The organism is Xylophilus sp. PBN-3R (genome assembly GCF_057747805.1).
Genome location: NZ_CM173225.1, coordinates 4,703,198 through 4,729,018, shown reverse-complemented (window position 1 = coordinate 4,729,018; position 25,821 = coordinate 4,703,198). Strand labels below are relative to the sequence as shown.

Here is a 25,821-nt window from a genome sequence, read left to right as displayed (position 1 = left end):
GCCAATCCCGGTCACGCTTTTCTTGCGCGACGGCGGAAAATAGAACAACTTGCCCGCAATGCCAAAGCCGCAGGGGCGAACTCAGACGTCCGAATGCCGGATCACCCGCCCGCCGAAAACACCCGTCGCCGCACCGTCGTTCCAGGCGACGGCACCGTTCACCAGCACCGCGTCGATGCCCAGCGCCTGGCGCATCGGGTCGGCCCAGGTCGCCTGGTCGATGACGGTGCCGGCATCGAACACGGTGATGTCGGCAAAACATCCCGGCAACACCTTGCCCCGGCCCGGCAGCCGGAAATGGTCCGCCGTCAGCCCGGTCATCTTGTGCACCGCCTGCTCCAGGGTGAACAGGCCCACCTCCCGGCAGTAATGGCCCAGCACGCGTGGGAAGGTGCCCCACAGGCGCGGATGCGGCGCGGTGTCGTGCGGCAGTCCGTCCGAGCCGATCATGGTCGGGCCGAAAGCCAGGATGCGCTGCACGTCGGCCTCGTCCATCAGGAAGTAGATGGCGCCGGCGGGTTGCAGCCGGTCCGCCGCGTCTTCCGGCGACAGGCCCATCTTTTCGGCGATGACGTCCAGGTCCAGGCCGGCATATTCCGGAAACGGCACCGACTGGGTGACGATGACCCGGCTCGACACCGCCAGCCGGTCCTTGCGCAGCAAGGTGGAACCGGCGGTGTAGGGATAGGCGTCCAGGCCGACCGGTTGTTTCGCCCGTTCCATGGCTTGCGCGATGTGCACCAGCGTCTGCAGCGACCGGCCGTGGTTGTGCCTGCCGATGAGTTTGTGATGCGACAGCACCACCGGCGCGTCGCCCGCGGCGCCGACTTCGAAGGCCTCGTCCATGGCTTCGAAGATGCGGTCGCTCTCGTCGCGCATGTGGGTCGCATACACACCGCCGTAGCCCCGCATCGCCTCGATGACTCCGACCAGCTCCGCGGTGCTGGCGGGCATGGCTGCGGGGTAGGCCGCGCCGGTCGAGATGCCGATGGCGCCCGCTTCCATCGCCTCGCGCAGCAGGCCGCGCATGGAGTCGATTTCGGCTTCGTTCGCGGTGCGGTCGATGTTTTCCATGGCCGCCACGCGCAAGGTGGTGTGGCCCACCAGGCAGGCGGCGTTGACGGCCGATGGATGGCTTTCCAGGTCGGCCAGATATTCGGAGAAGGTGGCGAACCGGAAGGCCGCCGCATCGTTGCCCAGCAGGTTGAGCGGCGGCGGAACCGGCTGACCGGCGGCAGGTCGCCACGGCGCCAGGCTGATGCCGCAGTTGCCGGTGACGACCGTCGTCACGCCCTGGCTCAGCTTGGCCGGCATCTGCGGCTGCTGGCGCAGGTAGCGGTCGTCGTGGGTATGCGAGTCGATGAAACCCGGCGCGACGATGCGGCCGGTGGCGTCGATGACCGTCGCGGCGGTGTCCGCGCGCAGGTCGCCGACAGCCGCGATGCGGTCGCCGGCGATGCCGACATCGGCCTGGAAACGCGGCGCACCGGTGCCGTCCACGACAGTGCCGGAGGTGATCAGAACGTCGAAATGCGCCATCTTCTGGGGGAGGTCAATCAATAGCAGCGCCGGATTTCTTGATGACGTCCGCCCACATCGGGCGTTCCTTGTGCGCCAGGTCGAACAGCGCGTTGCGCGGACCGGTGGTCACCTCGAAGGCCTGGTTGGCCAGGCGGCTTTTCATCTGCGGGTCGTTCAGCGCCTTGTTGATCGCCTTGTTCAGGAAGTCCAGCACTTGCGGGTCGACGCCGGCCGGCGCCACATAGCCGGTCCAGGCGACGGCGTTGTAGCCCTTCAGGCCGGCTTCGGCCATGGTCGGCAGGTTGGGCAGGGTCGGGTCGCGTTTGCCGCCGGTGACACCCAGGGCGACGACCTTGCCGCTGCTGATGTACGGCGCGATGGTGGTGATGTTCTCGAACAGCACGTCGATCTCGCCGCGGATCAGCGCCAGGTCTGCTTCCAGCCCGCCCTTGTAGGGGATGTGGGTCATGAAGACGCCGGCCATCGACTTGAACATCTCGGCGCTCAGGTGGCCGGTGGTGCCGTTGCCGCCGGAGCCGACGCTGAGGGCGCCGGGTTTCTTCCTGGCCAGCGCGATGAGTTCGGGCACGGTCTTCACACCCAGCTCGGGGCGCACCACCAGCACGTTCTGCACGTAGCCGGCCAGGGCGACGGGGGCCAGTTGCTTGTCGGCGTCGTAGGGCAGTTTTTTATACAGGCCCTGGTTGATGGCCAGCGTGGCGACGTTGGCGTAGGCGATGGTGTAGCCGTCGGCCGGCGAATTGATCAGCGCCTGCGTGCCGATGATGCCGGAGGCACCCACACGGTTGAGCACCACCACCGACTGGCCGATGTCGCGGCCCATCTGGTCGGCCACCATGCGCGACAGGATGTCGGGTGTGGTGCCGGCGTTGAAGGGCACGATGATGGTGATCGGGCGGTCGGGGTAGGCGGCCGATGCGCCGGTGGCCAGCAGCAGCGCGGCGGCGGGCAGGGCGACGCAGCGCGCCAGCCGGCCCATCAGGGATTTGAGGATGGACATGGTGGGACTCTCGGAATGAAAAGAAGGAATCGGAAAATTCGGTTTCAGGCGGCCGCCAGCAGGTCCTGAAGCAAGGGCAGGTCAATGTTTCCGCCGGACAGCACGACCACTGCATCGCGGCCCTGCAGGTCCAGTTTTCCGGCCAGCAGCGCGGCCAGCGCGACGGCACCGCCCGGCTCGACCAGCAGGTGCAGTTCTTCCAGCGCGAAACGCACTGCGGTTCGCACTTCTGCATCGGTCACCGCGGTGGCGCCGGCCAGGAACCGGCTGTTGATCGCATAGGGCAGTTCGGCCGGGATGGCTGCCATCAGCGCGTCGCACAGGGTGACGGCGCCGGGCGCGTTGGGCACCCGTTCGCCGGCTTCTAGCGAACGCACCGTATCGTCGAAACCGGCCGGCTCCACCGCCACCAGGCGGGTGTCGGGGCTGAGCCGGTCGATCACCAGTCCGCAGCCGGCCATCAGGCCGCCTCCGCCGCAGGGCGCGGCGAACAGGCCCAGGTTCTGGCGGGCTTCGACCGGCAGGTCCTGCAAGGCTTCGAGCGCCACGGTGCCCTGGCCGGCCAGCACGTCCGGATGGTCGCCGGGCGGCACCAGCGTGCCGCCGGTCTCGGCCAGCAACTGCATCCCGATGTCTTCGCGGCTCTGGGTGCGGCGGTCGTAATGCACCACCCTCGCGCCCTGTGCCGTGGCCTTGGCGACCTTGTTGGCCGGCGCATCGGCCGGCATCACCACGGTGGCCGACATGCCCAGTTGCTGCGCGGCAGTGGCGATGGCCTGGCCATGGTTGCCGGTCGAATAGGCCACCACGCCCCGGGCGCGCTGGTCGGCCGGCATGGCCAGCATGGCGTTGAAGGCGCCGCGCGCCTTGAATGAGCCGGTGACCTGCAGGTTCTCGAGCTTGAGCCAGACCGGCGCGCCGGCCAGCGAGTCGAGTGCGGCCGAGCGCAGCAGCGGCGTGCGACGCACACGGGCGGCAATGCGGTTGGCGGCGGCTTCGACGTCTGCGAAGGTCGGGACACGCATATCGCCCAGCATCTCGTGCCGGATGCTTTCCGCGGGACGGGGACGGGGACGGTTGATGCTCGTCATGGCGTTCAGCGTCCGGTCCACACGGCGGGCTCGACGCTGCCGGTCTGCGCGGTGATGCGGCCGTAGGCTTCGACCCGGCGATGGGCGGCGAAATTGAAGATGGTGGTGCGGCCCAGCCGGCACATGTCGAGGTCGCAGTCGGCCACGGCCAGGCAGTCGTCCCAGGTGGTGGTGCGGGCCATGACCTCGCCCTGCGGGTTGACGATGACCGAATGCCCTTGCAATTCGTGGCCGTCTTCGGCGCCGGCCTTGGCGACCGCCACCGCGAAGGTGGCGTTCTGGTAGCAACCGGCCTGGATCGACAGTTCGGAATGGAAGACCCGCAGGTGGTGCGCCTCGAAACCCTTGTTCTCCATGTTCAGGCTGGGCGTGTTGTAGCCGAGCATGACCAGCTCGACCTGCTGCAGGCCCATCTCGCGCCACGACTCCGGCCAGCGGCGGTCGTTGCACAACATCATTCCCAGGTTGACCGGGGTGTCGCCGACCGGCGCCCGCACCACCGGGAAGCCCAGGTTGCCGATTTCGAAATAGCGTTTTTCCAGGTGCTGCACCCGACGGGTCGGCGAATATTCGACATGGCCCGGCATGTGCACCTTGCGGTACTTGAAGATGATTTCGCCGCTGGGTGCGATCACCACCGAACTGTTGAAGCGGCGCTTGCGCACCGCGCCGGTCTCGTCGGCCTCGAAGGAAATTTCGGCATAGCCCAGGTACACCGTCAGCCCCAGCTTGCGGATGGCGTCGAACAGGGGTTGCGTGGCGGCGGAGGGCAGCTCGGTTTCGTACCAGTGGTCGATCTCGTCCAGATCCTCGTGGTACCAGCGCGGGAAGAACGTGGTCAGCGCCAGTTCGGGGAACACCACCACCTGCGCGCCGCGCTGGTGAGCACGTTCGAGCAGGCGAACCAGGCGCGCGACCGCGACGTCGCGGCCTTCGTCCTTTTGCAGGGGGCCCATCTGGGCGGCGGCCACGGTGATCAGCTTGGACATGGGATTTCGGTCTCTTCGGTTGAACGTCGGACCGAATGATGAAAGCGGCAGGCGTGCTTCCAAAGCCCCTTGACTGCGCGGTGCCCGACGGCGGCCCGGCATCGCAAGAACGTCGCAAGTCCTTGAAATGAAAAGGAAACTGCGCGCACACATCATCCCAGGGTTAACCCGATCCATAGCCTTCGGTTATGGACACTCCCCAAATCGTGATGAGCCAGGGCACGGTTTGGCGTCGAAACCGCCTGGCCGGCGCGGCGACTCGCCAGGCTCAGGCCGCCAGGCGGGCCGTCGGCATGGCCTCGGGCAGCAGCTCTTCCTTGTCAAGCAGGTGTTTGAGCGTGGCCAGGAAACCCTTGGCCAGGTTCGACAGCGGGCTGCTGCGCGAATGGATCTGATAGATGTGGTGGCCGAGTTGCGGGCGGATGGGCCGCAGCACCATGGTGTCCGACAGCGACGCCGCATAACCGAAAGACTCGATCAGCGCCACGCCGACCCCCTGGCGGACCAGTGCCAGGGCCTCGGGTGTGGAGCGGATCTCGATGTGCGGCGTCACCTCGCCGTCCGCCAGGAAACGGCTGATGAGCTGGCCGAAAGGCGTCTCGCTGCCGTAGCTGATGAGGGTCTGGTCGCGCAGGTCCGCGGGCGTGACGGCCTCCAGCCGGGCCAGCGGATGGCGGCGCGGTATGGCGCACATGATGTTGCCCTCGCCGATCACCTTGGAGACCAGGTTGGCGCTGGGCGGCGGCGGCATCGACGAAATGCACAGGTCGGCCCGGCCCAGCAGCATGTGCGGCAGCATGGCGTCGAAAGGCAGCGGCCGGTAGTTGATGTGGACTTCCGGATGGCGCGCCCGGAAACGGTCGATGGCGCGCGGCATCAGCCATTCGCTGTAGCTCGGGCTCGAGACGATGCACAGCTTGCCTTCGTTGCCTTCGGCCAGGCTGCGCGCAAGGGTGTTGAAGTGGCCGACGCCGGCGATGATGGATTCGACCTCCGAGAACAGCCGCCGCGCCTCGGGAGTGGGCTGCAGCCGGCCCCGCACCCGTTCGAAGAGCAGGAACTTCAGCCGGCTTTCGGCGGTGGCCAGCACCCGGCTGACCGCCGGTTGCGACACACACAACATGCGCCCGGCCTCACTCAGCGAACCGGTGATCATGATGGCGTGGAACACCTCGATCTGGCGCAGATTGAGGGGTGTGGGCTGGGGGCGCGGGACGATGGACATGGCAGAACCGACCGACGCAAAAACCACGCCATCGCGGTCGAATCCGATGCATTCGTAAAGCCGCGATACATGAAGGCTAAATTCAATCAAACGATTGAATTGGTGATTTAATCGCCCGCCATGCCGCCAGACCACCCACCACCTCCCACCCCCGGCGACACCGGAGCCACCCGGGGTCGCCTGCTCGACTGCGCCCTGCGCCTGTTTTCCGAGCGCGGTTTCGCCCGCACCTCCACCCGCGCGCTGGCCGAAGCAGCCGGCGCCAACCTGGCCGCCATCCGCTATTACTTCGGCGACAAGGCCGGCCTGTACCGCGCCACCTTTCGCGAGCTGTGCAACAACTGTGGATCGTCGGTCGACTTCGATGAACATCCGTCGCTGGAGAGCTTGCTGCGCACCTATTACGACAGCTTCGTCGAGCCGCTCAAGCAGGGCGACCGCATGCGGCAGGCCATGCGCCTTTACATGCGCGAAATGCTGGAACCCACCGAGCAATGGCAGGCCGAACGCGCGCGCGACGCCCACCAGCACGCCGGCCTGGTCGCCGCGCTGTGCCGCGCACTCGGCCTGAAACAAGCCGACGACGACTTGCACCGGCTGGCCATCGCGATCACCGGCCTGGGCATCCAGCTGATGGTCTCGCGTGAGCTCGCCGAGACCGAGCGGCCCAGCCTTCTGGCGTCCCACGAGGCGCTGGACGCCTGGTCGGCGCGGCTGGTGGTGTTCGCACTGGCGCTGGTCGATGCCGAACGCGCCCGGCGCGGCTCTTCGACATCTGCAGCCCCTCCAGCTTCCTCCCGTCTGCTCCCGTGATGAGTCATTCCATGAACCAGCGTTTCAGATCCGCGCGGCTGCCGGCGACCGCCGCCTTCGTCGCGATGGCCGTCCTGACCGGTTGCGCCACCGCACGGCCGCCCGCCCAGCCGCCGCTCCAGGCGCCTGCCGGCTGGCACGCCACCTTGCCGCACGACGGCAGCCAGGGCGAGATGCGCAACTGGTGGCAGCAGCTGAACGACCCGCTGCTGGTCGAACTCATCGACGCGGCCGAGGTGGCCAGCCCCACGTTGGCCCAGGCCCGCTCGCGCCTGCTGCAGGCACGCAGCACCCGCATCGTCAGCGGCGCGGCGTTGCTGCCGTCGGCCGATCTCAACGCCAGCGTCCAGCGGGGTTTCAATGCTCAGGTGCTGGGCGTCGCCACGCAGGCGCAGGTCGGACCGGCGGTCAGCTGGGACACCGATCTGTTCGGCGCCAACGCTGCCGCCCGCGACGCCGCAGAGGCCCGGCTGCAGGGTGCCCGCGCCTCGTGGCACGACGCCCGGGTGGCGGTGGCGGCCGACGTGGCCAACCAGCTCGACACCCTGCGCAACTGCCAGCGCCTGCTGGCGGTGGCAGCGTCCGACTCGAAGTCGCGCAACGAGACCGCGCGGCTTTCGGACCTGTCGGCGCAGGCCGGTTTCCAGGCGCCGGCCGACGCCGCGCTGGCCCGCGGCAGCGCCGGTGACGGTGACGCCCGCCTGACCCAGCAGCGCGCCAGCTGCGAGGTCAACCTGAAGGCATTGGTCGCCCTGACCGCACTGGACGAGGACACGCTGCGCCAGCGTATCGCGGCCGCCGCCGACATCGCCACGCCGACCGCGCTGTTCATGGTGCCGCCGCTGCCGGCCCGCCTGCTGGAGCAGCGCCCCGACATCCGAGCCGCCGCGCTCGAAGTGGCCGCCGTCAGCGCCGAAGTGGGCGAAGCCGAGGCCGCGCGTTATCCACGGCTCACGCTGCAGGGTTCGGTGTCGCGGGCCCGGCTGTCTTACGGCGGCCGCGACCTGGGCTTCACCAACTGGCAGGTCGGCCCGGTCGCCCTGTCGCTGCCGATCTTCGACGGCGGCCGGCATGTCGCCAACATCGCATCGGTGCAGGCGCGTTACGACGAGGCCGCCGCCCAGCTGAACGCCAAGGCACGACAGGCGGTGCGCGAGGTCGAGGAATCGCTGGTCAACCTGCAGGCCGCCAACGACCGCGTGGCATCGGCCGACACCGCTGCGGAGGGCTACCGCAAGGCGCTGGAAGGCACACAGGCGCGGTACGACGCCGGCCTGGCCAACCTGATCTCGCTGGAAGACGTGCGGCGCACCGCGCTGGCTTCCGAAACCGCCCGCGTCAACCTCCGGCGCGAACGCATGGCCGCCTGGATCTCGTTGTACCGCGCGGTCGGCGGCGGTTGGCGCACCGACGACCCGGCGCCGGGCGACCCCGTGCCGCGGGCCGCCGGCGGGCACTGATCGCGCACCACAAGTCATCGCACCGAGCGTCCCATCATCTTCAGAACTTTCGCCATGCAACGCAAAGCCCTTTTCCTGCGCCCCTCCGTCCTGGCCCTGGCCGTCTGCAGCCTGCTGCTGGTCGGCGGCGTGATCGCCACCCGCAGCGCCCGCGCCGCCGACCCGGCACCGACGGCCCGGCCGGCCCTCACCGTATCGACCGCCTTGCCGCAAAAAAGCTCGCTTACGGTGGCACTGACCGCCAACGGCAGCATCGCCGCCTGGCAGGAGGCGGTGATCGGCTCGCAGGCCGCCGGGCTGCGGCTGACCGACGTCAAGGTGAACGTCGGCGACAACGTGCGCGCCGGCCAGGTGCTGGCCACGTTCGCATCCGAAACCCCGCGCGCCGACGTGGCACAGGCCAGGGCCTCGCTGCTGGAAGCGCAGGCCACCGCGGCCGATGCCGCCGCCAACGCCGAGCGCGCCCGCACGCTCGACCGCAGCGGTGCGCTGAGCACCTCGCAGATCGCCCAGTACATGACGGCCGAACAGACCGCCAAGGCGCGTGTCGAAGCTGCGAAGGCGGTGTTCGACGCGCAGCAGGTGCGCCTCGGTTTTGCCCAGGTGCTGGCGCCCGACAGCGGGGTGATTTCCTCACGCACCGCCACCGTCGGTGCCGTCGTGGGCGCCGGCACCGAGCTGTTCCGCATGGTGCGGCGCGGCCGGCTCGAATGGCGAGCCGAGGTCACTTCGGCCGAACTGGGCCGCATCCGGCCCGGGCTGCCGGTGCGTGTGGTGGCGGCCAGCGGCGCAGAGTTGGACGGGACGGTGCGCATGCTGGCGCCCACCGTCGACCCGCAGACCCGCAACGGCCTGGTGTATGTCGACCTGCCGGCCCAGCCGGGGTATGGAGCGCCCGGCAAACCGGGTGCGCCGGTGTTTCCGGGGATGTTTGCGAAGGGCACGTTCCAGCTCGGGTCGAGTGACGCCCTGACGGTGCCGCAACAGGCGGTCGTGGTGCGCGAGGCCTTCAGTTATGTCTTCGTGCCCGACGCCGAAAGCCGCGTCTCGCAACGCAAGGTGACGACCGGCCGCCGCCTGGGCGACCGCATCGAGATCGTGTCCGGACTGGCGGCCGACCAGGCGGTGGTGGTGCAGGGCGCGGGTTTCCTGAACGACCGTGACGTGGTGCGCGTGGCGAACGGGGCTGCCAAATGAACGTCTCCGCCTGGTCCATCCGGAACCCGATTCCGGCGGTGATGCTGTTCGTCATGCTCACCTTCGGCGGCATCCTGTCCTTCAACGCGATGAAGGTGCAGAACTTCCCCGACATCGACCTGCCCACGGTCAACGTCACCGCGCTGCTGCCCGGCGCGGCGCCCGGCCAGCTGGAAACCGACGTGGCCCGCAAGATCGAGAACTCGATCGCCACGCTGCAGCGGCTCAAGCACATCAACACCACGGTGCAGGACGGCACCGTGACGATCATGGCCCAGTTCGAACTGGAAAAGCCGGTGCAGGAAGCCGTGGACGACGTGCGTTCCGCCGTCGGCCGGGTGCGCGCCGACCTGCCGGCCGACCTGCGCGATCCGATCATCACCAAGGTCGACCTGGCGGGCCAGCCGGTGCTGGCTTACGCCATCAGTTCGGACAAGCTGGACGAGGAAGGCCTGTCCTGGTTCGTCGACGACACGCTGGCGCGCAGGCTGCTGGCGGTGCGCGGCGTGGGCGCGGTCAACCGGGTCGGCGGCGTCAACCGCGAGGTGCGGGTTTCGCTCGATCCGGGCCGGTTGCAATCCCTCGGCGCCACGGCGGCCGAGGTGTCGAAACAGCTGCGCCAGGTGCAGAACGAAAGCGCCGGCGGACGTACCGACCTGGGTTCCGGCGAACAGCCGGTGCGCACCCTGGCCACGGTGCAGAGCGCGGCCGAACTGGCATCGCTGCAACTGGCGCTGTCGGATGGCCGGCGGGTGCGGCTGGACCAGCTGGCCACCGTCACCGACACGGTCGCGGAGCGCCGTGCCAGCGCCTTGCTGAACGGCAAGACGGTGGTGGGTTTCGAGGTTGCGCGCAGCCGCGGATCGAGCGAGGTCGAAGTGGGCGCGGCAGTGCAGAAGGCCTTGGCCGAACTGCAGCAAACCCATCCCGACATCCACCTGACCGAGGCCTTCAACTTCGTGCAGCCGGTAGCCGACGAATACGACGGCTCGATGCACATGCTCTACGAGGGCGCCATCCTGGCGGTGCTGGTGGTGTGGCTGTTTTTGCGTGACTTCCGTGCCACGCTGGTGTCGGCTGTGGCGCTGCCGCTGTCGGTCATCCCGGCCTTCATCGGCATGTACATGCTGGGCTTCTCGGTCAACGTGGTCACGCTGCTGGCGCTGTCGCTGGTGGTCGGCATCCTGGTGGACGACGCCATCGTGGAAGTCGAGAACATCGTGCGCCACCTGCGGATGGGCAAGTCGCCTTATCAGGCGGCCATGGAAGCGGCGGACGAGATCGGCCTGGCCGTCGTCGCCACTACCTTCACGCTGATCGCGGTGTTCCTGCCGACCGCCTTCATGAGCGGCATCGCAGGCAAGTTCTTCAAGCAGTTCGGCTGGACCGCCGCGCTGGCGGTGTTCGCCTCGCTGGTGGTCGCCCGGGTGCTGACGCCGATGATGGCGGCCTACATCCTGAAGCCCATCATCGACGCCGAAAAAGAGCCGCGCTGGCTGGCGGCCTACACCCGCTGGGTTGGCTGGTGCCTGAAGCACCGCTTCGTCACCATGGTGCTGGCGCTGTTGTTCTTCGTCGGTTCCATCGCGCTCATCCCGCTGCTGCCGACCGGTTTCATTCCGCCGGACGACAACTCGCAGACGCAGGTCTATATCGAGCTGCAGCCCGGCAGCACGCTGGCGCAGACCAGCGCCGTGGCCGAGGACGCACGCCAGCGGCTGGGCCGCATCACGCATGTCGGCAGCGTCTACACCACCATCGGAGGCGGCTCGGCCGGCGGCGATGGTTTCGCGGCGCCGGTGGCGGGTGAGGTGCGGCGTGCGACGCTCACCATCCAGCTGGACAAGCGCGGTGAACGCCCCAGGAAACAGGTCATCGAGAACCAGATCCGCGACGCACTGGAAACCCTCCCCGGCGTGCGCCTGAAGGTGGGCCTGGGCGGTGCCAACGACAAGTACGTGCTGGTGCTGGCGGGCGACGACCCGCAGGCCCTGGCCAGTGCCGCGCAGGCAGTGGAGCGCGACCTGCGCACCATTCCCGGCCTGGGCAACATCGCATCCAGCGCCAGCCTGGTCCGGCCCGAGATCGCGGTGCGCCCCGACTTCGCCCGTGCCGCCGACCTGGGCGTGACCAGCGCGGCCATCGCCGAAACGCTGCGGGTGGCCACTGTCGGCGACTACGACGTCGGCCTGCCCAAACTGAACCTGGCGCAACGTCAGGTGCCGATCATGGTGCGACTGGACGAAAGCGCCCGACAGGACCTGGCGGTGCTGGAGCGCCTCTCGGTGCCCGGCAAACGCGGCCCGGTGCTGCTGGGGGACGTGGCCACGCTGGAAGTCTCGGGCGGCCCGGCCGTCATCCAGCGCTACGACCGTGCCCGCAACATCAACTTCGAGATCGAGCTCGGCGGCGTGCAGCTGGGCGATGCGGTCAGGCAGGTGAAGGCCTTGCCGTCGGTGCGCAACCTGCCGCCCGGCGTGCGGGTCACCGAGGTGGGCGATGCGGAGGTGATGGGCGAACTGTTCGCCAGCTTCGGCCTGGCCATGCTGACCGGCGTTCTTTGCATCTACATCGTGCTGGTGCTGCTGTTCAAGGACTTCCTGCATCCGGTGACCATCCTGGCCGCGCTGCCGCTGTCGCTGGGCGGAGCCTTCGTGGCCTTGCTGGCGGCGCACAAGAGCTTCTCGATGCCGTCGCTGATCGGCCTGATCATGCTGATGGGCATCGCCACCAAGAACTCCATCCTGCTGGTCGAATACGCCATCCTGGCGCGACGCGAACACGGCATGACCCGTTGGGAAGCGCTCATCGACGCCTGCCACAAACGTGCCCGGCCGATCATCATGACCACGCTGGCCATGGGCGCCGGCATGCTGCCGATCGCCATCGGCGCCGGCAGCGCCGACTCCAGCTTCCGGTCGCCGATGGCCGTCGCGGTGATCGGCGGGCTGATCACCTCCACCGTGCTGAGCCTGCTGGTGATCCCCGCCGTGTTCACCTATGTGGACGACGTGGGGCTGTGGTTCGGCCGGCGGCTGCGGCGGGGCAAGACCCCACCGGCGGCATGAACACGCGCCCCCGCATGCACTCTGCGGGGGCGGCAGATGCAACAGGTATTTCACCGCGGAAATGTCGCGCTTTTCACATAGATAATCGCCAATTCTTCGGCGATCCGCATGAACCTGATCCCGCTCCGACCTGAATCCATCAAGCTAGGCATTCCACTCCCGTTTTCACTCCGGACGGAGGACGGAACCCTGCTCGCCCGCCGTGGCCTGGTGGTCTCCACCCGCAACCAGCTTGAATTCCTGGTCTCGCGCGCCGGCACGCTGTGCATCGACATCGAGGAATCGCCGGAACACCAGCGCGCCTACATGGGCCAGCTCGACACGCTGATGCGCGAGCAGAAAACCATCGGCGAGATCGCCCAGGCGCACATCAGCCCCAAGGCGGCAGTGGCGGCGGAGGCGCCGCGCGAGGGCCCGCCCGACTGGCTGGAACTGCAGTTGCGCGCCACCCAGCTGCTGCGCAACACCGACCAGCCCGATTTCCTGACCAAGGTGCGGCGGCTGTACGGCGAACTGCTCCATTGCAGCAAGAACCAGCCTGACGCCACCATCTTCGCGTTGATCCATTTCGCCTCGCGCGAGCTCGCCATGTACAGCGCCACCCACGCGATACTGGTCGCTGTGATCTGCTCCATGGCCGCCCGCGACGTGCTGCAGTGGGACGACGCGGTGGTCGAAACCCTGGGTTTGGCCGCCCTGACGATGAACATCGGCATGACCGAACTGCAGGACCAGCTGGCCCAGCAGGCCGGCAGGCCGACCGAGGCGCAGATGGCGCTGATCTCCATCCATTCCAGCCGTTCGGCCGACATGCTCGAAGCGCTGGGCGTGACCGACGCCGTATGGCTCGAAGCCGTGCGGCGCCACCACGAACCGCCGTCGGGCAAGCTGTCCGACATGACACCCGGCGATCGGGTGGCGCGGCTGATCGAACGTGCCGACATCTTCGCTGCCCGGCTGTCACCCCGGGTTTCACGCTGGGCGATGCCTGCGGCCATCGCGATGCGGGCCAGTTATTTCGACGACGAACACCGGGTCGATGAAGCCGGCGCGGCCCTCATCACCGCCATGGGGGTCTATCCGCCGGGGTCCTTCGTGCGCCTGGCTTCCAACGAGGTGGGCCTGGTGCTGCGGCGCGGCCGGACCGGCACCACACCCAGGGTGGCCACGGTGCTGAACCGGCAGGGCATGCCGGTCGGCGAGATGTCGATGCGGGACACCGCCCTGGTCACCCACAAGATCACCGCCAGCCTGCCGTACCGTGAGGTGAAGGTTCAGTTCTCGCTCGAGAAGATGCTCACCCTGATCTGAGCATCCGGGCCGCCGCTTAGAAAAAGCGCCTCGACGAGGCGCTTTTTGCTGCATCCCGCAAGCTCAGGCGGCAGGCTGGGGTGCCGGGTTGGCGGCCGCGACGGAGGCCGCGATTTCCTTGCGGTAGCGGTTCAGTTCCTGCACCGTCTTGAAGCTCTGGTTCAGCAGCAGGCTCAGGTTGTGCAGGATGCGTTCGCCGACCTTGGTTTCCCATACGGCGTCGAACTTGATCTGGCTGTCCAGCCAGTGTTCGAGCCATTCCGGATCGGGCATGCGGCTCTGCACCGTGTCGTTGGGGAACAGCGCCTTGTTCACATGCAGGTTGGTGGGGTGCAGTGCCTGTGCGGTGCGGCGTGCGCTGGCCATCAGGACGCCGACCTTGCTGAAGGCGCTCTTGGCTTCGTCACCGAACTTGGCGATGGCACGCTTCATGTAGCGCAGATAGGCGCCGCCGTGACGGGCTTCGTCCTGGCTGAGCGTCGTGTAGATGTGGCGGATGACCGGCTCGGAATGCCATTCGGCGGCGCGGCGGTACCAGTGATTCAGCCGGATCTCGCCGCAGAAATGCAGCATGAGGGTTTCGAGCGGCGGCGCCGGATCGAAGTCGAAACGCACTTCGTGCAGTTCCTTTTCGGTCGGCACGTATTCGGGCTTGAAGCGGCGCAGGTACTCCATCAGCACCAGCGAATGTTTCTGTTCTTCGAAGAACCAGATCGACATGAAAGCCGAGAAATCACTGTCGTGACGGTTGTCGCGCAGAAACATTTCAGTCGCCGGCAGCGCGGCCCATTCGGTGATCGCATTCATCTTCACCGTCTGCGCCTGCTCGTCGGACAAGAGGGACGCGTCGAACTTATCCCAGGGGATATCGCGGTCCATGTCCCAGCGGACTGATTCGAGTTGTTTGAAAAGTTCGGGATACAGCATGAGAAACCTAGTTGACAGGCGCGGCCCGGATTTTAAACAGCCCCGCAGGACATCCAGCCAAAAACTCCAAGGTATTCAAGGACATACGAAATACCGGGTTTTGCAGCGCCGAAAAAGATCGCTGTCGAATGTCGCACCATCGCGCCTAACATAGTGAACATGAACCCTTTCGACACATTTCCAACTTCCCGTCGCACTGTGTTGCAGGGGCTAGCGCTGATGCCGGCGGCGCTGTTTTTCAAGCCGGTACAAGCCGCCACGACCGGCTGTCCGGCACTGCTGCAGAAAACCTTTCTGCGCCTGCAGGACGAAAAGCCGCAAGAGCTCTGTCAGTACGCAGGCAAAGTGTTGCTGATCGTTAATACCGCCAGCTTTTGCGGCTTCACTCCGCAATACAAGGGCCTGGAAGCGCTGCATGCACGGTACCAGGACCGGGGCCTGGTGGTGCTGGGTTTCCCGTCCAACGACTTTTCCCAGGAGTCCGGCAGCAACAAGGACATCGCCGATTTCTGCGAGAACACCTTCGGCGTGAAATTCCCGATGTTCACCAAGACGGCGGTGCGTGGCTCGGACGCCAACCCGCTGTTCAAGGAACTCGCGGCCCAGACGGGCAAGACACCGCTCTGGAACTTCTACAAGTATCTGGTGGGCCGCGATGGCAGGCCGGTGGCGGCATACGCCAGCACCACTTCGCCGGAAGACAAGGACTTCGTGAAGGCTATCGAGCAGCAGCTCGCGGCGCGCTGAAGCGGTCATGAAGCAGGCCGACGCGCCAGGCTGCATCCAAGCCGCCTCCGGCTGCGTATCGGTTTCATGGGAACCCATGTCTTGATTACAAAAACTTACGCAGTGTTCAAGCGACGCGGGAACCATCGCGATTCGATGCAGCTCACATGTTTTCTGATCGGCATCGTCCGGACACCTTTTTTATTGCTGCGAAGCCTTTCCGGTCTGTGTGACCGGGCTGCAATCCCGAGGCGACTCTTCTCCTCCTCCCTCCCTCCCTCCTTCGTGTCGGGGCGCTTCGCAGCAATCTTGTATTCGCCGAACCGGCCGTTTTCCAGGGAGGAATCGGCATGAAAGTCGCCATCGTCGGTGCCGGCATTTCCGGCATGGCTGCGGCCCACGCGCTGCGTGGTCAAGCCAACCTCACACTGTTCGAAGCTGCAGACTGTTTTGGCGGCCACGCGCACACGGTCGACGTCACCCTGCCCGGGCATGACGGCAATCCGGTCCGGCATGGCGTCGATACCGGGTTTCTGGTCTACAACGAACGCACCTATCCACGCCTGATCGCGCTGTTCCAGGAACTCGGCGTGCTGACCGTGCCTTCGGACATGTCGTTCTCGGTGCAGGTGCCGCGAGCAGGCCGTGCGCCGCTCGAATGGAGCGGTACCAACCTGTCCACCGTCTTCGCCCAGCGCAGCAACCTGCTGCGGCCGGCCTTCTGGTCGATGCTGCGCGACCTGATGCGTTTCAACAGGACCGCCACCCGGCTCGCCCGGTCGGAAGCGGCAACCGACTGCGCCGACATGCAGCAACCGCTGGGCGCCTTCCTTGACCGGCACGGTTTCGGAATGCCCTTCCGTGACTGGTATCTGCTGCCGATGCTGGGCTGCATCTGGAGCTGCCCGACCGACCAGATGCTGCAGTTCCCGACCGCCACGCTGATCCGTTTCTGCCACAACCACGGCCTGCTGCAGGTGATCGACCGGCCGCAGTGGTTCACCGTGGCCGGCGGGTCGCAGCAGTACGTCAGGAAAATCGTGGCGGGTATCGCCGACAAACGCCTGTCCACTCCCGTCCTGCGGATCGACCGCGACGTGGCAGGCGTGATGGTCAGCACCGCCACCGGCACCGAACGTTTCGACAAGGTGGTCATCGCCACCCACAGCGACCAGGCCCTGCGGCTGCTGGCCGCACCGACCGCCGCGGAATCGGCCATGCTGGGCGCCATCCGGTACCAGGCCAACCGCGCACTGCTGCACACCGATGAGTCCGTGCTGCCGCGCCACCGGGCGGCATGGTCGGCCTGGAACTACGAGGCCGCACCGCCCGCCAACGCCGGCGGCCAGTCGCCCCGGGTCTGTCTGCATTACCTGCTGAACCAGTTGCAGCCGCTGCCCTGGCCGCAGCCGGTGGTGGTGTCGCTGAACCCGCTGGCCGATGTCGATCCTTCTAAGGTCCTGGCCGAAAGGCACTGGGAACACCCGGTTTTCGATGCTGCGGCCGTGCGGGCGCAGGCCGACCTGCCTGCATTGCAAGGCCTGCAGCACAGTTATTTCTGCGGAGCCTGGGCGGGCTACGGTTTCCACGAGGACGGCCTCGCCGCCGGCCAGGAAGCCGCACGCCGCCTGCTGGAGGACAGCACCCTGAAGGCCGCTGCTTGAACGCCCCGGCACGCCCGCTGATCGGCACTGGCGAGGTTCGCCACCGTCGCCTGCGCCCGCGTGCCAATGCATTCGTCTATCCCGGCTGTTTCCTGATGCTGCCGATGCGCACCCTGCGCACCGATCCGGCCGCCGCCGGTGCGCTGGCTTTCAACCGGCGCGGCATCTTTTCCTTCCGCGAAACCGACCACGGCGACGGCCGTTCGCCCGAGGGAGGCGGCACCGTGGCCTGGCTGGACGAACTGCTGGCGGCGCATGGCATCGTCGACGCTACCGGCGAGGCCTGGCTGCACTGCTTCCCGCGTGTGTGGGGCCATACCTTCAAGCCGGTCAGCTTCTGGTATTGCCACCGGGCCGACGGCAGCCTGCGCGCCATCGTCGCCGAGGTGCACAACACCTTCGGCGAGCGTCACAACTACCTGCTGGACCACCCGGCCTATGGCGTCGAACTGAGCGCCGACAAGGTGTTCCATGTCTCGCCCTTCTGCCAGGTGCAGGGCCGCTACCGGTTCCGTTTCATGCGCTCCGACGCGCCGGCCCGCACCGTGGTGCGCATCGACTACGACGACGACACCGGCCCGTTGCTGCTGACCAGCATCGGCGGCGAGCTGCAGCCCCTCACCGCTCGCACCGTCCGGCAGGCACTGCTGGCGTTTCCGGTGCTGACCCTGGGCATCGTCTGGCGCATCCACTGGCAGGCCGTGCGCTTGGCGGTCAAACGCACACCTTTCTTTCGCAAGCCGCCACCGCCGACCATGTCCACAACGGCAGGCGGGCGGCCTGAAACCGGCCAGGTGACTTCCACGTACACATCCTCATGAACACCATGACCGGAACCACATCCTCCACCGCATCGCCGGGCGAGTTCGGACTGCCCAGCCACGCGCCGGCCGCCGCCCGGTCGGTGTTTTCCTTGTTGAAACGGCTGAGCCACGGCCAGCTCACAGTCCAACTGCCGGGCGATGCCGGCCTGTGCCAGTTCGGCCAGGCGGCCGAGGGCGACGCCAACGGCCTGGTCACGCTGGACAACTGGAACGTCTGCGCGGCAGCCATCAAGTCGGGCGACATCGGTTTCGCCGAGACCTATATTGCCGGCGACTGGCACACCCCCAACCTCACCGCCCTGCTGCAGCTGCTGATTGCCAACCGGCGCGAAGTGGAAGACATGGTCTACGGCAACTGGGCAGGCCGCCTGCTGTACCGGGTGCGTCATCTGCTCAACCGCAACACCCGCCACAACAGCCGCCGCAACATCCACAAGCACTACGACCTGGGCAACGATTTCTACCGGCTGTGGCTGGACGAGACGATGAACTATTCGTCGGCCAGCTTCGACGGCGACCTGACCCAGCCGATGCCGGCCGCGCAGGATGCCAAGGTGCGGCGCGCACTCCGCATGGCCGGCGTGAAACCGGGCGACAGGGTGCTGGAAATCGGCTGTGGCTGGGGCGCGCTGGCTGAGAAGGCGGTGACCGAATTCGGTGCTTCCCTGACCGGCGTGACGCTGTCCACCGAGCAGCTGGAATACGCGAAAGAACGGGTGCCCGCGGCAGCCCTTCGGCTGCAGGACTACCGCGACGTTTCGGACGGTCCGTACGACGCCATCTGCTCCATCGAAATGGTCGAAGCCGTGGGCAAGGAGTATTGGCCGACCTACTTCGGCGCGGTATCGCGGCTGCTGAAACCGGGCGGCCGCGCCTGCATCCAGAGCATCGTCATCGACGACCGGCTGTTCGAGCGTTACCTGCGCTCGACCGATTTCATCCAGCAGTACATCTTCCCCGGCGGTTGCCTGCCCAGCCCTTCGGCCTTCGAGGCCCAGGCCGAGGCGGCCGGCCTGAAGGTGGTGGACAGTTTCGCCTTCGGCACCGACTACGCGGAGACCCTGAAACGCTGGCGGGAAAACTTCATCGCCGCGCGTGCCCAGGTGATGGCGCAGGGTTTCGACGAACGGTTCATACGCACCTGGGAGTTCTATCTGGCGTACTGCGAAGCCGCGTTTGCCGAAGGCAATACCGACGTCGTGCAATACACCCTGCAGAAAGCCTGAAAGGCCCGCCGGGCCGGCTCAGCCCGGCTTCGAATCCGCGAAGCTGGGCCGCAACGCCAGCTTGTCCATCAGACGCGCCAGGTTCGAATGGTCGGCACGCCAGCCGATCTGCGGGAACCGGAATTCGAGCCAGCCCAGGCAGCAACCCACCGCCACGTCGGACAGGCTGAGATGGATGCCGCTGCAGAAAGGCTTGTCGCCCAGGCCCTGGGCCATGGCCCTGACGCCGTCGTGCATCTTGCCGAGCTGGCGGTCGATCCAGACCTGCGAACGTTCGTTTTCGGTGCGGCCGTCGAAGCCGCCGGCTTCAAGGCGGGCCAGCACGCCGGCGTCGAGTACACCGTCGGCCAGCGCCTCCCAGGTCTTGACTTCCGCACGTTCGCGGCCCGAAGGCGGGATGAGTTTTCCGACCGGCGAAAGGGTGTCGAGGTATTCGACGATGACACGCGAATCGAACACCGCCTCGCCTCCCTCCATCACCAGGCAAGGCACCTTGCCGAGCGGATTGGAGGCCGAAACGGCCGATGCGGAATCCCACGGATTCGCGGGAACGAACTGGTAGTCCAGCTTCTTTTCAGCCATCACGACACGTACCTTGCGTACGTAGGGGCTGGACAGGGATCCGATCAATTTCATAGGGCCGATTCTATCGACGGCCCTTCTGTTGCCTGTACTCCGATACGCCCACCTACAATCCGTGACATGAGTCCAGCCTCCGTTTCCCCCGCCGCCGCTTCTGCGATTTCCGCCCTTTCTCCCCTGGACGGCCGCTATGCCGGTCGTCTGGCCAACCTGCGACCCCTCATGAGCGAGCAAGGTTTCATGCACCGCCGGGTGCAGGTGGAGATTGCCTGGTTCATCGCCCTGTCCGATTGCGGTTTTGCCGAATTCAAGCCGCTTTCGCCCGGCGCCCGCACCTATCTGCTGGGACTGGTGAAGAACTTCAGCGAAGCCGACGCCGTCGCCATCAAGGACATCGAGAAGGTCACCAACCACGATGTGAAGGCCGTGGAGTACTGGATCAAGTCCAAGTTCGAAGCCCGGCCCGAATTGCAGGCCGCCGCCGAGTTCGTGCATTTCGCCTGCACCAGCGAAGACATCAACAACACCAGCCACGCACTGCAACTGAAAGTGGCACGCGAACAGGTCATCCTGCCGGCGGTCGACGGCATCATCACCACCATGCGCAACATGGCGCACCAGTACGCCGACGTCGCGCTGCTGGCCCGCACCCACGGCCAGACCGCCAGCCCGACCACCGTCGGCAAGGAAATCGCCAATGTGGTGGTGCGTCTGGTGGCTGCCCGCGAACGCATCGCCGGCGTTGCGCTGATGGCCAAGATGAACGGCGCGGTCGGAAACTACAACGCCCACCTGTCTGCCTGGCCCGACTTCGACTGGGAAGCCTTCTCCCGCAAGGTCATCGAGACACCCGAGCCGCTGGGCCTGGGCGTGACCTTCCAGCCCTACAGCATCCAGATCGAGCCGCACGACTACATGGCCGAACTGTTCGATGCGGTGGCCCGCCTGAACACCATCCTGGTCGACTGGGCACGCGACATCTGGGGCTACATCAGCCTGGGTTACTTCAAGCAGCGCCTGAAGGCCGGCGAAATCGGTTCGTCGACCATGCCGCACAAGGTCAACCCGATCGACTTCGAGAATGCAGAGGGCAACCTGGGCCTGGCGAACGCACTGCTGCGCCACCTGGCCGAAAAGCTGCCGATCAGCCGCTGGCAGCGTGACCTGACCGACTCGACCGTGCTGCGCAACATGGGCGTGGCGCTGGGCTACAGCGTGCTGGCGTACCACTCGCTGGCCGTCGGCCTGGGCAAGCTCGAGCTGAACCAGGAAGCCATCGACGACGACCTGGACGCATCGTGGGAAGTGCTGGCGGAACCCATCCAGACGGTGATGCGCCGCTACGGTGTGCAGGGCGCATACGAGAAGCTGAAGGAAGTCACCCGCGGCAAGACGGTGAAACCGGAAGACCTGCACGGCCTCATCCGTTCGCTGGAAATTCCGGAAACCGAAAAAGAGCGCCTGCTGGCCATGACACCGGCCAGCTACATCGGCAAGGCAGCCGAGCTGGCGCGTCGGGCCTGATCGCAAGCGATGGCACTCAAATCGACGATCTTCAAGGCCAACCTCGCCGTCGCCGACATCGACCACGGCTACTACGCCGACCATCAGCTGACGCTGGCGCGCCATCCCAGCGAGAACGACGAACGCATGATGGTGCGGCTGGCGGCGCTGGCGCTGTCGGCACATGCACTGCAGAGCACGCTCGGCGGCGACGGCACCCTGAGTTTCGGCGCGGGTCTGTCAAACCCTGACGAACCCGATGTCTGGCTGCGCGACTACACCAACCGCACGCGGCTGTGGATCGAGGTCGGCCAGCCCGAAGAAAAACCCTTGATGCGCGCCTGCAGCAAGGCGGACGCGGTCCAGCTTTTCTGCTTCGCCCATTCCGCCGACATCTGGTGGAAGGGCATGGAGAGCAAGGTCGCGCGGCTGGAGAAGTTGCAGGTATTCCGTATTCCGTCCGCCGCTTCGCAAGAGCTTGCGTTGCTGGCCGAACGCAGCATGCAGATCCAGGCCACCATCCAGGAAGGCTCGCTGATGCTGTCGAACGACAAGGGTTCGGTCGAGATCACCTGCGAACGCTGGAAGTAGCCTAAGGCTCCGTCGGGCCCTCCGCGGCCCGTTCCGCATAGCGGTTGAAGCGCCATGACGTCGCGTCCAGCGTGATGCGCCGCCATGTGGCACGTTTGTCGACCGCACCCATGCCCGGCCACAGCTGCACTTCCTCGAAGGTGCGGCCACAACCCTTGCAGACCTCGTCGCCCTGGCTGGTCGAGCAGATGGCGATGCATGGGGTGTCGGGAGTGCTTTCGTACCAGCCCATCCAGGCATTCCAGGCCTTGGCCGGGAAACCCCGTTCCGCCACTTCGTCTTCATGGAAGAACACCATCAGCGCATAGACCTCGGCGAGCGCGCGGATCTCGGGAGCCAGGGTCACGCCGTCGGGTGATGGCCTGCGGGCACGCCAATAGTTGATGGCGGCTTCGATGTCGGTGATGTGCAGTGCGGCCATGGGGAGGGCGATGATAAGCGCCCGGTCCAGGTCATCCGGCAACCCGGCGTTCCCTAGAAACACCCCGCAACATTGCAGGGTGAACACGATTGCAAATGACGCCGGGGTAATGTTCTAATCCGCCCACGAAGGGGAGTAGCTCCCGCTTCACGCCGTCAAGCGGCGTGGAAAATCGGCAAAGTCGTCAATACGAAGTCTCCGAAAAGACTTCCGGCTTCGTCGGGCACCAGCCTCTGGTGCCGAGCAAGACCTTCGATGCGAACCTGGGACCAGGTTCGGTCGAAGTGTCAGCCAGCCGGCGATTGCTCCATCAGCAGCGCCGACTGCGCACACCTCCACCGGCCCCATCCCAGGTTGTTATCGAATCTCCAAACAACCCGGAGTGTGTTTCCCATGGAGTTTTTTTCCGCCCCCTGGTGGTCGGCCCTGCTGGCCATCATCCTGATCGACCTCGTCCTTGCCGGCGACAACGCCATCGTCATCGCCCTCGCGGCGCGACGCCTTCCCACACATCTGCAGAAAAAGGCCATCGCCTGGGGCACCGTGGGTGCCATCGTCGTGCGTTCGGCCATGACGGTGGGTGTGGTCTGGCTGCTCAAGATCCCCGGCTTGATGCTGGTCGGCGGCCTGGGCCTGCTGTACATCGCCTACAAGCTGCTGGCCGATCAGGGCCACGACGACGGTGAAGAACACGCATCGGGCGCCAGTACCTTCTGGGGTGCCATGCGAACCATCGTGATCGCCGACGCGCTGATGGGCATCGACAACGTGCTGGGTGTGGCCGGTGCCGCACACGGTGATTTCACGCTGGTCGTCATCGGACTCGTGATCAGCGTGCCGATCGTCGTCTTCGGCAGCACCATGGTGCTGAAACTGGTGCAGCGTTTCCCGATGATCATCCAGCTGGGCGCTGCCGTGCTGGCCTTCACCGCTGCCAAGATGATCGTCAACGAAGGCCTGCTGGCCTCCATCTTCAAGGGTGAAGAAACGTCCCACCAGGTCGCGTACTGGGGTGTCTGCGTGCTGGCCATCGTGGGTGTGCTGGGCGCGGGCTGGCTCAAGAGCCGCCGTGCCTTGCCCGGTTCGGAACGTATCGACCAGGCGCGTACCGCCGACGTGGTCAACCCCGTCACCAAGTAAGAAAGGGACTTCACATGGCCAAGCTTTCCCTTCCACGCCGCCCGGTTCCGACCGAGCCTTCCCAGCAGCCGCAGCAGTCTTCAACCCCTGAAGGAGTCGTTCCCATGGACAAGATGATCGTGTATGTCGATGACCTGGCCTATGCCCGAGAGCACCTCGCGCCGATGCTCGATTCGCGCGGCCTCGCGCCGTCCGGCTGCTGGATCGTGGTGGCCTGCGCGCCGCGCATGACCCACCGCATCAGCAAGTGGGTCAGCCACAGCGCCCGCGAGAATTGGCGCGCCAAATGGGCCGACAAGTTCTTCGGCGACCTGATGCCCTTCATGACCGCCAAGGGCGATACCGCCGTGCCGGTGCTGGCCAAGGGCCCGCTGGCACCGCTGACCGAACAACTGAAGGCCGAATACCCCGGCGCCCGCGTGCTGGACATGCGCCGCCCCAAGTTCGGCCAGGACCTCGCGCCGGTCAGCGATGCGGTGCCGCAGCGCGATCCGGCCAGCCGCTGGGCGGTGCCCGGTGCGGTCGCCGGCATGGGTGCGATGCTGGTGCTGGCCGCCGAATAAGCGGGGCCCGGGGACGGCGGGCGCGATGCTATCCTGCGGCGCATGAAGCTGATCCTCAAATGGCTGCTCAGCGCGGCCGCCCTGCTGTTCGTGGCCTATCTCTACAGCGGCGTGCAGGTGCAGGGCTTCGGCTCCGCCCTCATCGCCGCGGCTGTCATCGGGCTGTTCAACGTGGTTCTGCGGCCGGTGCTGGTGGTCCTTACCCTGCCGGTCACCATCATCACGCTGGGGCTGTTCCTGTTCATCATCAACGCATTGATGTTCTGGGCCGCGTCGGGGGTGCTGGAAGGCTTTCAGGTCCGCGGATTCGCCGCCGCACTCATCGGTTCGCTGATCTATTCGGCCATCGGCCTGTTAATCGAGTCGGCGCTCGGCGGCATCTTCTCGAAGTCTTGATTCGGCTTCGCGCAACCGGGTGTCGATGATCGACACCTCCATGTAATCGGCCCCGGTTCCGCGGTTGCGCCGCATCCATTCCTGACCGGCCTTGTAGCGGTCCACCGCGCCCGCCCAGTCCATGTGTGAAACCTGGACTTCCGCCTCGGCCCGCAGAGCGCGCAGAGGCTGGTTTTCCTGCCGATACACCGCGGCCAGGGCCTGCCACACACCACCGTCCTGCGGCTTGGCTGCCAGCCAGGACTGCAGCCGGTCGGCCAGCCCGGGCACCACCGCGCCATGCTGAGAAGCCTGCGCCAGCAGCATCAGTTCGGGCCGGCCGACGGGTGAACCGGCAGGTGGCATCGAACCCAGGGCCGCCAGGGCCAGATTGCCGTTTCCCCCGGCGATTTCCACCTCCGCCGCCAGCAGCCGCGCCAGCCGGACGCCCTTGGGATCGTCCGTCACCAGGGCCGCGAACCGGGCCACCTGAGCGCGCGCAACGGGCATTTCGCGGCGGCCGGCACTGGCCAGCGCTGCGTTATAGAGAGATGCGGCGCGGCGCTTGAAGGGCAGGCTGTCGAAGCCCGGAAGACCCGGCTCGGCGGCCCAGCCCCGCAGGGCATCGGCACCCGGCTGCGACACGAAACGGGCGCGGGCCGACATGATCGAATCTTCCAAACTGCCAATGGGGATGCGGGGCCCGTTACCGCCTTCCAGCGGCTGGCGCGAACGCATGTCTGCGATGCGCTCGGACGTCAGCGGATGGCTGCGCAGGTAGGGATAACCGCCGCTGTCGTTGAAACCGGAGGCCTGCTGCAGTTTCTCGAACATGCCGGCAAAACCACGGCCATCGAAACCTGCCTGCGTCATCACCAGGTAACCCACCCGGTCGGCCTCTCGCTCCATCGACCGCGAAAAGTTGAGCTGCGTCTGCGCCTGCAGTGCCACGCTGCCGGTGACCATCGCATTGGCCGCCTGCGGCGCCCTGCTGGCAGCCAGCGCGCCGAGCACCATGCCCGCCAGAAACAGCGGAGAAGTGCGGCTCTGTTGCGCCATCAGCCGCGAAATGTGACGCTGGGTGACATGGCTCATCTCGTGTGCCAGCACCGATGCCAGCTCGTCGCGAGAACCTACGACCGAAATCAATCCGCACAGTACGCCCATGTAGCCGCCGGGCAGGGCAAAGGCGTTCACGCTGCGATCACGGCCGAGCAGGATTCGCCAGGCGAAACGTTCATCCAGTTCGGCATTGAGTTCGCCCCGGCTGCGTGCGGCGGCCAGCAACTCGTCCCAGATGCCCTGGAGGTATTCGACCAGCACCGGGTCGTCGACGTAATCGGGGTCGCGGTACAACTCGCGGATGATGCGATCGCCCAGGCGACGCTCTTCGCCTGCGGTCATGTCGGCGCCGTCGCCCAGGCTGGGAAGCTGTCCCCAGGCGGGCGGCAAGGCGAAGGGCAGGCAGAGCGTGGCACACAACAGCGCGCGGAAAGCTCGGGTGGCTCGCGGTAAATGCATCGCCGTATGATGCTTGAAGGCATGAAATGTTCGCTTTTCCGTCGAACAAAAACCGCTTTTCG

General features: G+C 66.5%; 23 protein-coding genes. 14 read left to right on the top strand and 9 right to left on the bottom strand.

The genetic code is table 11. The annotated features are described in order from the left end of the window. Positions 1-81: 81 nt before the first annotated feature. The 5 genes from AC3ANW_RS22375 to AC3ANW_RS22355 all read right to left on the bottom strand — a co-directional run bounded on the left by AC3ANW_RS22375 (position 82) and on the right by AC3ANW_RS22355 (position 5,847). Positions 82-1,539 (bottom strand): N-acyl-D-amino-acid deacylase family protein, encoded by a 1,458-nt coding sequence (locus AC3ANW_RS22375; protein WP_488345491.1) that lies wholly within the window; start codon positions 1,537-1,539, stop codon positions 82-84. A gap of 13 nt (positions 1,540-1,552) precedes the next feature. Continuing rightward, entirely contained in the window at positions 1,553-2,542 is a 990-nt protein-coding gene (locus AC3ANW_RS22370; RefSeq protein ID WP_488343023.1) for a Bug family tripartite tricarboxylate transporter substrate binding protein, read from the bottom strand. 44 nt (positions 2,543-2,586) lie between these two features. Continuing rightward, positions 2,587-3,633, bottom strand: coding sequence for a threonine ammonia-lyase (locus tag AC3ANW_RS22365; RefSeq protein ID WP_488343022.1), 1,047 nt, complete (start codon positions 3,631-3,633; stop codon positions 2,587-2,589). Positions 3,634-3,638: 5 nt separating this feature from the next. Then, positions 3,639-4,622, bottom strand: a complete 984-nt coding sequence (locus AC3ANW_RS22360) for an N-carbamoyl-D-amino-acid hydrolase (protein ID WP_488343021.1) — start codon at positions 4,620-4,622, stop codon at positions 3,639-3,641. A gap of 268 nt (positions 4,623-4,890) precedes the next feature. Beyond that, positions 4,891-5,847: a LysR family transcriptional regulator gene (locus AC3ANW_RS22355; protein WP_488343020.1), complete on the bottom strand. Its 957-nt coding sequence runs from the start codon at positions 5,845-5,847 to the stop codon at positions 4,891-4,893. A 120-nt stretch (positions 5,848-5,967) separates the two neighbouring features. On the opposite strand from AC3ANW_RS22355, the gene AC3ANW_RS22350 reads away from it, so the two are divergent. From AC3ANW_RS22350 to AC3ANW_RS22330, 5 genes are all read left to right on the top strand, one after another. Then, positions 5,968-6,660: a TetR/AcrR family transcriptional regulator gene (locus AC3ANW_RS22350; RefSeq protein ID WP_488343019.1), complete on the top strand. Its 693-nt coding sequence runs from the start codon at positions 5,968-5,970 to the stop codon at positions 6,658-6,660. A gap of 11 nt (positions 6,661-6,671) precedes the next feature. Further along, entirely contained in the window at positions 6,672-8,120 is a 1,449-nt protein-coding gene (locus AC3ANW_RS22345; RefSeq protein ID WP_488343018.1) for an efflux transporter outer membrane subunit, read from the top strand. A gap of 54 nt (positions 8,121-8,174) precedes the next feature. Beyond that, positions 8,175-9,317 carry an efflux RND transporter periplasmic adaptor subunit gene (locus tag AC3ANW_RS22340; RefSeq protein WP_488343017.1) on the top strand — a complete coding sequence of 381 codons (1,143 nt, stop codon included), beginning with the start codon at positions 8,175-8,177 and terminating at the stop codon, positions 9,315-9,317. Continuing rightward, positions 9,314-12,385 (top strand): efflux RND transporter permease subunit, encoded by a 3,072-nt coding sequence (locus AC3ANW_RS22335; RefSeq protein ID WP_488343016.1) that lies wholly within the window; start codon positions 9,314-9,316, stop codon positions 12,383-12,385. Before AC3ANW_RS22340 ends, AC3ANW_RS22335 begins: the two co-directional genes overlap by 4 nt. Before the next feature lie 108 nt (positions 12,386-12,493). Beyond that, on the top strand, positions 12,494-13,696 hold the full coding sequence (locus tag AC3ANW_RS22330) for an HD-GYP domain-containing protein (RefSeq protein ID WP_488343015.1): 1,203 nt from the start codon (positions 12,494-12,496) through the stop codon (positions 13,694-13,696). A 63-nt stretch (positions 13,697-13,759) separates the two neighbouring features. Here AC3ANW_RS22330 and AC3ANW_RS22325 read toward each other — a convergent pair whose 3' ends face one another. Beyond that, positions 13,760-14,623 carry a ferritin family protein gene (locus AC3ANW_RS22325; protein WP_488343014.1) on the bottom strand — a complete coding sequence of 288 codons (864 nt, stop codon included), beginning with the start codon at positions 14,621-14,623 and terminating at the stop codon, positions 13,760-13,762. Between the two features lie 219 nt (positions 14,624-14,842). Between AC3ANW_RS22325 and AC3ANW_RS22320 the strand changes: the two genes are divergently transcribed. The 4 genes from AC3ANW_RS22320 (at position 14,843) to AC3ANW_RS22305 (ending at position 19,063) form a co-directional block, all read left to right on the top strand. Then, positions 14,843-15,370 carry a glutathione peroxidase gene (locus tag AC3ANW_RS22320; RefSeq protein ID WP_488345490.1) on the top strand — a complete coding sequence of 176 codons (528 nt, stop codon included), beginning with the start codon at positions 14,843-14,845 and terminating at the stop codon, positions 15,368-15,370. Between the two features lie 329 nt (positions 15,371-15,699). After that, positions 15,700-17,013, top strand: coding sequence for an NAD(P)/FAD-dependent oxidoreductase (locus tag AC3ANW_RS22315; protein ID WP_488343013.1), 1,314 nt, complete (start codon positions 15,700-15,702; stop codon positions 17,011-17,013). Then, the gene (locus tag AC3ANW_RS22310; RefSeq protein WP_488343012.1) at positions 17,010-17,834 is read left to right on the top strand and encodes a DUF1365 domain-containing protein; all 825 of its coding nucleotides are present in this window, start codon (positions 17,010-17,012) and stop codon (positions 17,832-17,834) included. Before AC3ANW_RS22315 ends, AC3ANW_RS22310 begins: the two co-directional genes overlap by 4 nt. Next, positions 17,831-19,063 (top strand): class I SAM-dependent methyltransferase, encoded by a 1,233-nt coding sequence (locus AC3ANW_RS22305; protein WP_488343011.1) that lies wholly within the window; start codon positions 17,831-17,833, stop codon positions 19,061-19,063. The genes AC3ANW_RS22310 and AC3ANW_RS22305 overlap by 4 nt, the downstream gene beginning before the upstream one ends. An 18-nt stretch (positions 19,064-19,081) precedes the next feature. Here the strand turns inward: AC3ANW_RS22305 and AC3ANW_RS22300 are convergent, their stop codons facing one another. Further along, positions 19,082-19,699 (bottom strand): glutathione S-transferase family protein, encoded by a 618-nt coding sequence (locus tag AC3ANW_RS22300; protein ID WP_488343010.1) that lies wholly within the window; start codon positions 19,697-19,699, stop codon positions 19,082-19,084. Between the two features lie 66 nt (positions 19,700-19,765). Between AC3ANW_RS22300 and purB the strand changes: the two genes are divergently transcribed. Together purB and AC3ANW_RS22290 are read left to right on the top strand one after the other, a co-directional pair. Then, positions 19,766-21,169 (top strand): adenylosuccinate lyase, encoded by a 1,404-nt coding sequence (gene purB, locus AC3ANW_RS22295; protein WP_488343009.1) that lies wholly within the window; start codon positions 19,766-19,768, stop codon positions 21,167-21,169. A 9-nt stretch (positions 21,170-21,178) separates the two neighbouring features. After that, complete coding sequence (locus AC3ANW_RS22290; protein WP_488343008.1) at positions 21,179-21,739, top strand: YaeQ family protein; 561 nt, start codon at positions 21,179-21,181, stop codon at positions 21,737-21,739. A 1-nt stretch (position 21,740) separates the two neighbouring features. On the opposite strand, the gene AC3ANW_RS22285 is transcribed toward AC3ANW_RS22290, so the two are convergent. After that, the gene (locus tag AC3ANW_RS22285) at positions 21,741-22,160 is read right to left on the bottom strand and encodes a DUF3717 domain-containing protein (RefSeq protein ID WP_488343007.1); all 420 of its coding nucleotides are present in this window, start codon (positions 22,158-22,160) and stop codon (positions 21,741-21,743) included. Between the two features lie 393 nt (positions 22,161-22,553). Between AC3ANW_RS22285 and AC3ANW_RS22280 the strand changes: the two genes are divergently transcribed. From AC3ANW_RS22280 to AC3ANW_RS22270, 3 genes are all read left to right on the top strand, one after another. Beyond that, positions 22,554-23,300, top strand: coding sequence for a TerC family protein (locus AC3ANW_RS22280; RefSeq protein ID WP_488343006.1), 747 nt, complete (start codon positions 22,554-22,556; stop codon positions 23,298-23,300). Between the two features lie 104 nt (positions 23,301-23,404). After that, positions 23,405-23,863, top strand: a complete 459-nt coding sequence (locus AC3ANW_RS22275; RefSeq protein ID WP_488343005.1) for a hypothetical protein — start codon at positions 23,405-23,407, stop codon at positions 23,861-23,863. A gap of 42 nt (positions 23,864-23,905) precedes the next feature. Continuing rightward, positions 23,906-24,259 (top strand): phage holin family protein, encoded by a 354-nt coding sequence (locus AC3ANW_RS22270; RefSeq protein WP_488343004.1) that lies wholly within the window; start codon positions 23,906-23,908, stop codon positions 24,257-24,259. Here the strand turns inward: AC3ANW_RS22270 and AC3ANW_RS22265 are convergent. Further along, entirely contained in the window at positions 24,218-25,759 is a 1,542-nt protein-coding gene (locus AC3ANW_RS22265) for a M48 family metalloprotease (protein WP_488343003.1), read from the bottom strand. The two genes, AC3ANW_RS22270 and AC3ANW_RS22265, sit on opposite strands and share 42 nt — an antisense overlap. Positions 25,760-25,821: the final 62 nt, after the last annotated feature.

Coding starts and splice junctions, on each gene's coding strand:
- AC3ANW_RS22375 (WP_488345491.1), bottom strand. CDS start 1,539: ATGGCGCATTTCGACGTTCTGATCACCTCCGGCACTGTCGTGGACGGC.
- AC3ANW_RS22370 (WP_488343023.1), bottom strand. CDS start 2,542: ATGTCCATCCTCAAATCCCTGATGGGCCGGCTGGCGCGCTGCGTCGCC.
- AC3ANW_RS22365 (WP_488343022.1), bottom strand. CDS start 3,633: ATGACGAGCATCAACCGTCCCCGTCCCCGTCCCGCGGAAAGCATCCGG.
- AC3ANW_RS22360 (WP_488343021.1), bottom strand. CDS start 4,622: ATGTCCAAGCTGATCACCGTGGCCGCCGCCCAGATGGGCCCCCTGCAA.
- AC3ANW_RS22355 (WP_488343020.1), bottom strand. CDS start 5,847: ATGTCCATCGTCCCGCGCCCCCAGCCCACACCCCTCAATCTGCGCCAG.
- AC3ANW_RS22350 (WP_488343019.1), top strand. CDS start 5,968: ATGCCGCCAGACCACCCACCACCTCCCACCCCCGGCGACACCGGAGCC.
- AC3ANW_RS22345 (WP_488343018.1), top strand. CDS start 6,672: ATGAACCAGCGTTTCAGATCCGCGCGGCTGCCGGCGACCGCCGCCTTC.
- AC3ANW_RS22340 (WP_488343017.1), top strand. CDS start 8,175: ATGCAACGCAAAGCCCTTTTCCTGCGCCCCTCCGTCCTGGCCCTGGCC.
- AC3ANW_RS22335 (WP_488343016.1), top strand. CDS start 9,314: ATGAACGTCTCCGCCTGGTCCATCCGGAACCCGATTCCGGCGGTGATG.
- AC3ANW_RS22330 (WP_488343015.1), top strand. CDS start 12,494: ATGAACCTGATCCCGCTCCGACCTGAATCCATCAAGCTAGGCATTCCA.
- AC3ANW_RS22325 (WP_488343014.1), bottom strand. CDS start 14,623: ATGCTGTATCCCGAACTTTTCAAACAACTCGAATCAGTCCGCTGGGAC.
- AC3ANW_RS22320 (WP_488345490.1), top strand. CDS start 14,843: ATGCCGGCGGCGCTGTTTTTCAAGCCGGTACAAGCCGCCACGACCGGC.
- AC3ANW_RS22315 (WP_488343013.1), top strand. CDS start 15,700: ATGAAAGTCGCCATCGTCGGTGCCGGCATTTCCGGCATGGCTGCGGCC.
- AC3ANW_RS22305 (WP_488343011.1), top strand. CDS start 17,831: ATGAACACCATGACCGGAACCACATCCTCCACCGCATCGCCGGGCGAG.
- AC3ANW_RS22300 (WP_488343010.1), bottom strand. CDS start 19,699: ATGAAATTGATCGGATCCCTGTCCAGCCCCTACGTACGCAAGGTACGT.
- purB (WP_488343009.1), top strand. CDS start 19,766: ATGAGTCCAGCCTCCGTTTCCCCCGCCGCCGCTTCTGCGATTTCCGCC.
- AC3ANW_RS22290 (WP_488343008.1), top strand. CDS start 21,179: ATGGCACTCAAATCGACGATCTTCAAGGCCAACCTCGCCGTCGCCGAC.
- AC3ANW_RS22285 (WP_488343007.1), bottom strand. CDS start 22,160: ATGGCCGCACTGCACATCACCGACATCGAAGCCGCCATCAACTATTGG.
- AC3ANW_RS22280 (WP_488343006.1), top strand. CDS start 22,554: ATGGAGTTTTTTTCCGCCCCCTGGTGGTCGGCCCTGCTGGCCATCATC.
- AC3ANW_RS22275 (WP_488343005.1), top strand. CDS start 23,405: ATGGACAAGATGATCGTGTATGTCGATGACCTGGCCTATGCCCGAGAG.
- AC3ANW_RS22270 (WP_488343004.1), top strand. CDS start 23,906: ATGAAGCTGATCCTCAAATGGCTGCTCAGCGCGGCCGCCCTGCTGTTC.
- AC3ANW_RS22265 (WP_488343003.1), bottom strand. CDS start 25,759: ATGCATTTACCGCGAGCCACCCGAGCTTTCCGCGCGCTGTTGTGTGCC.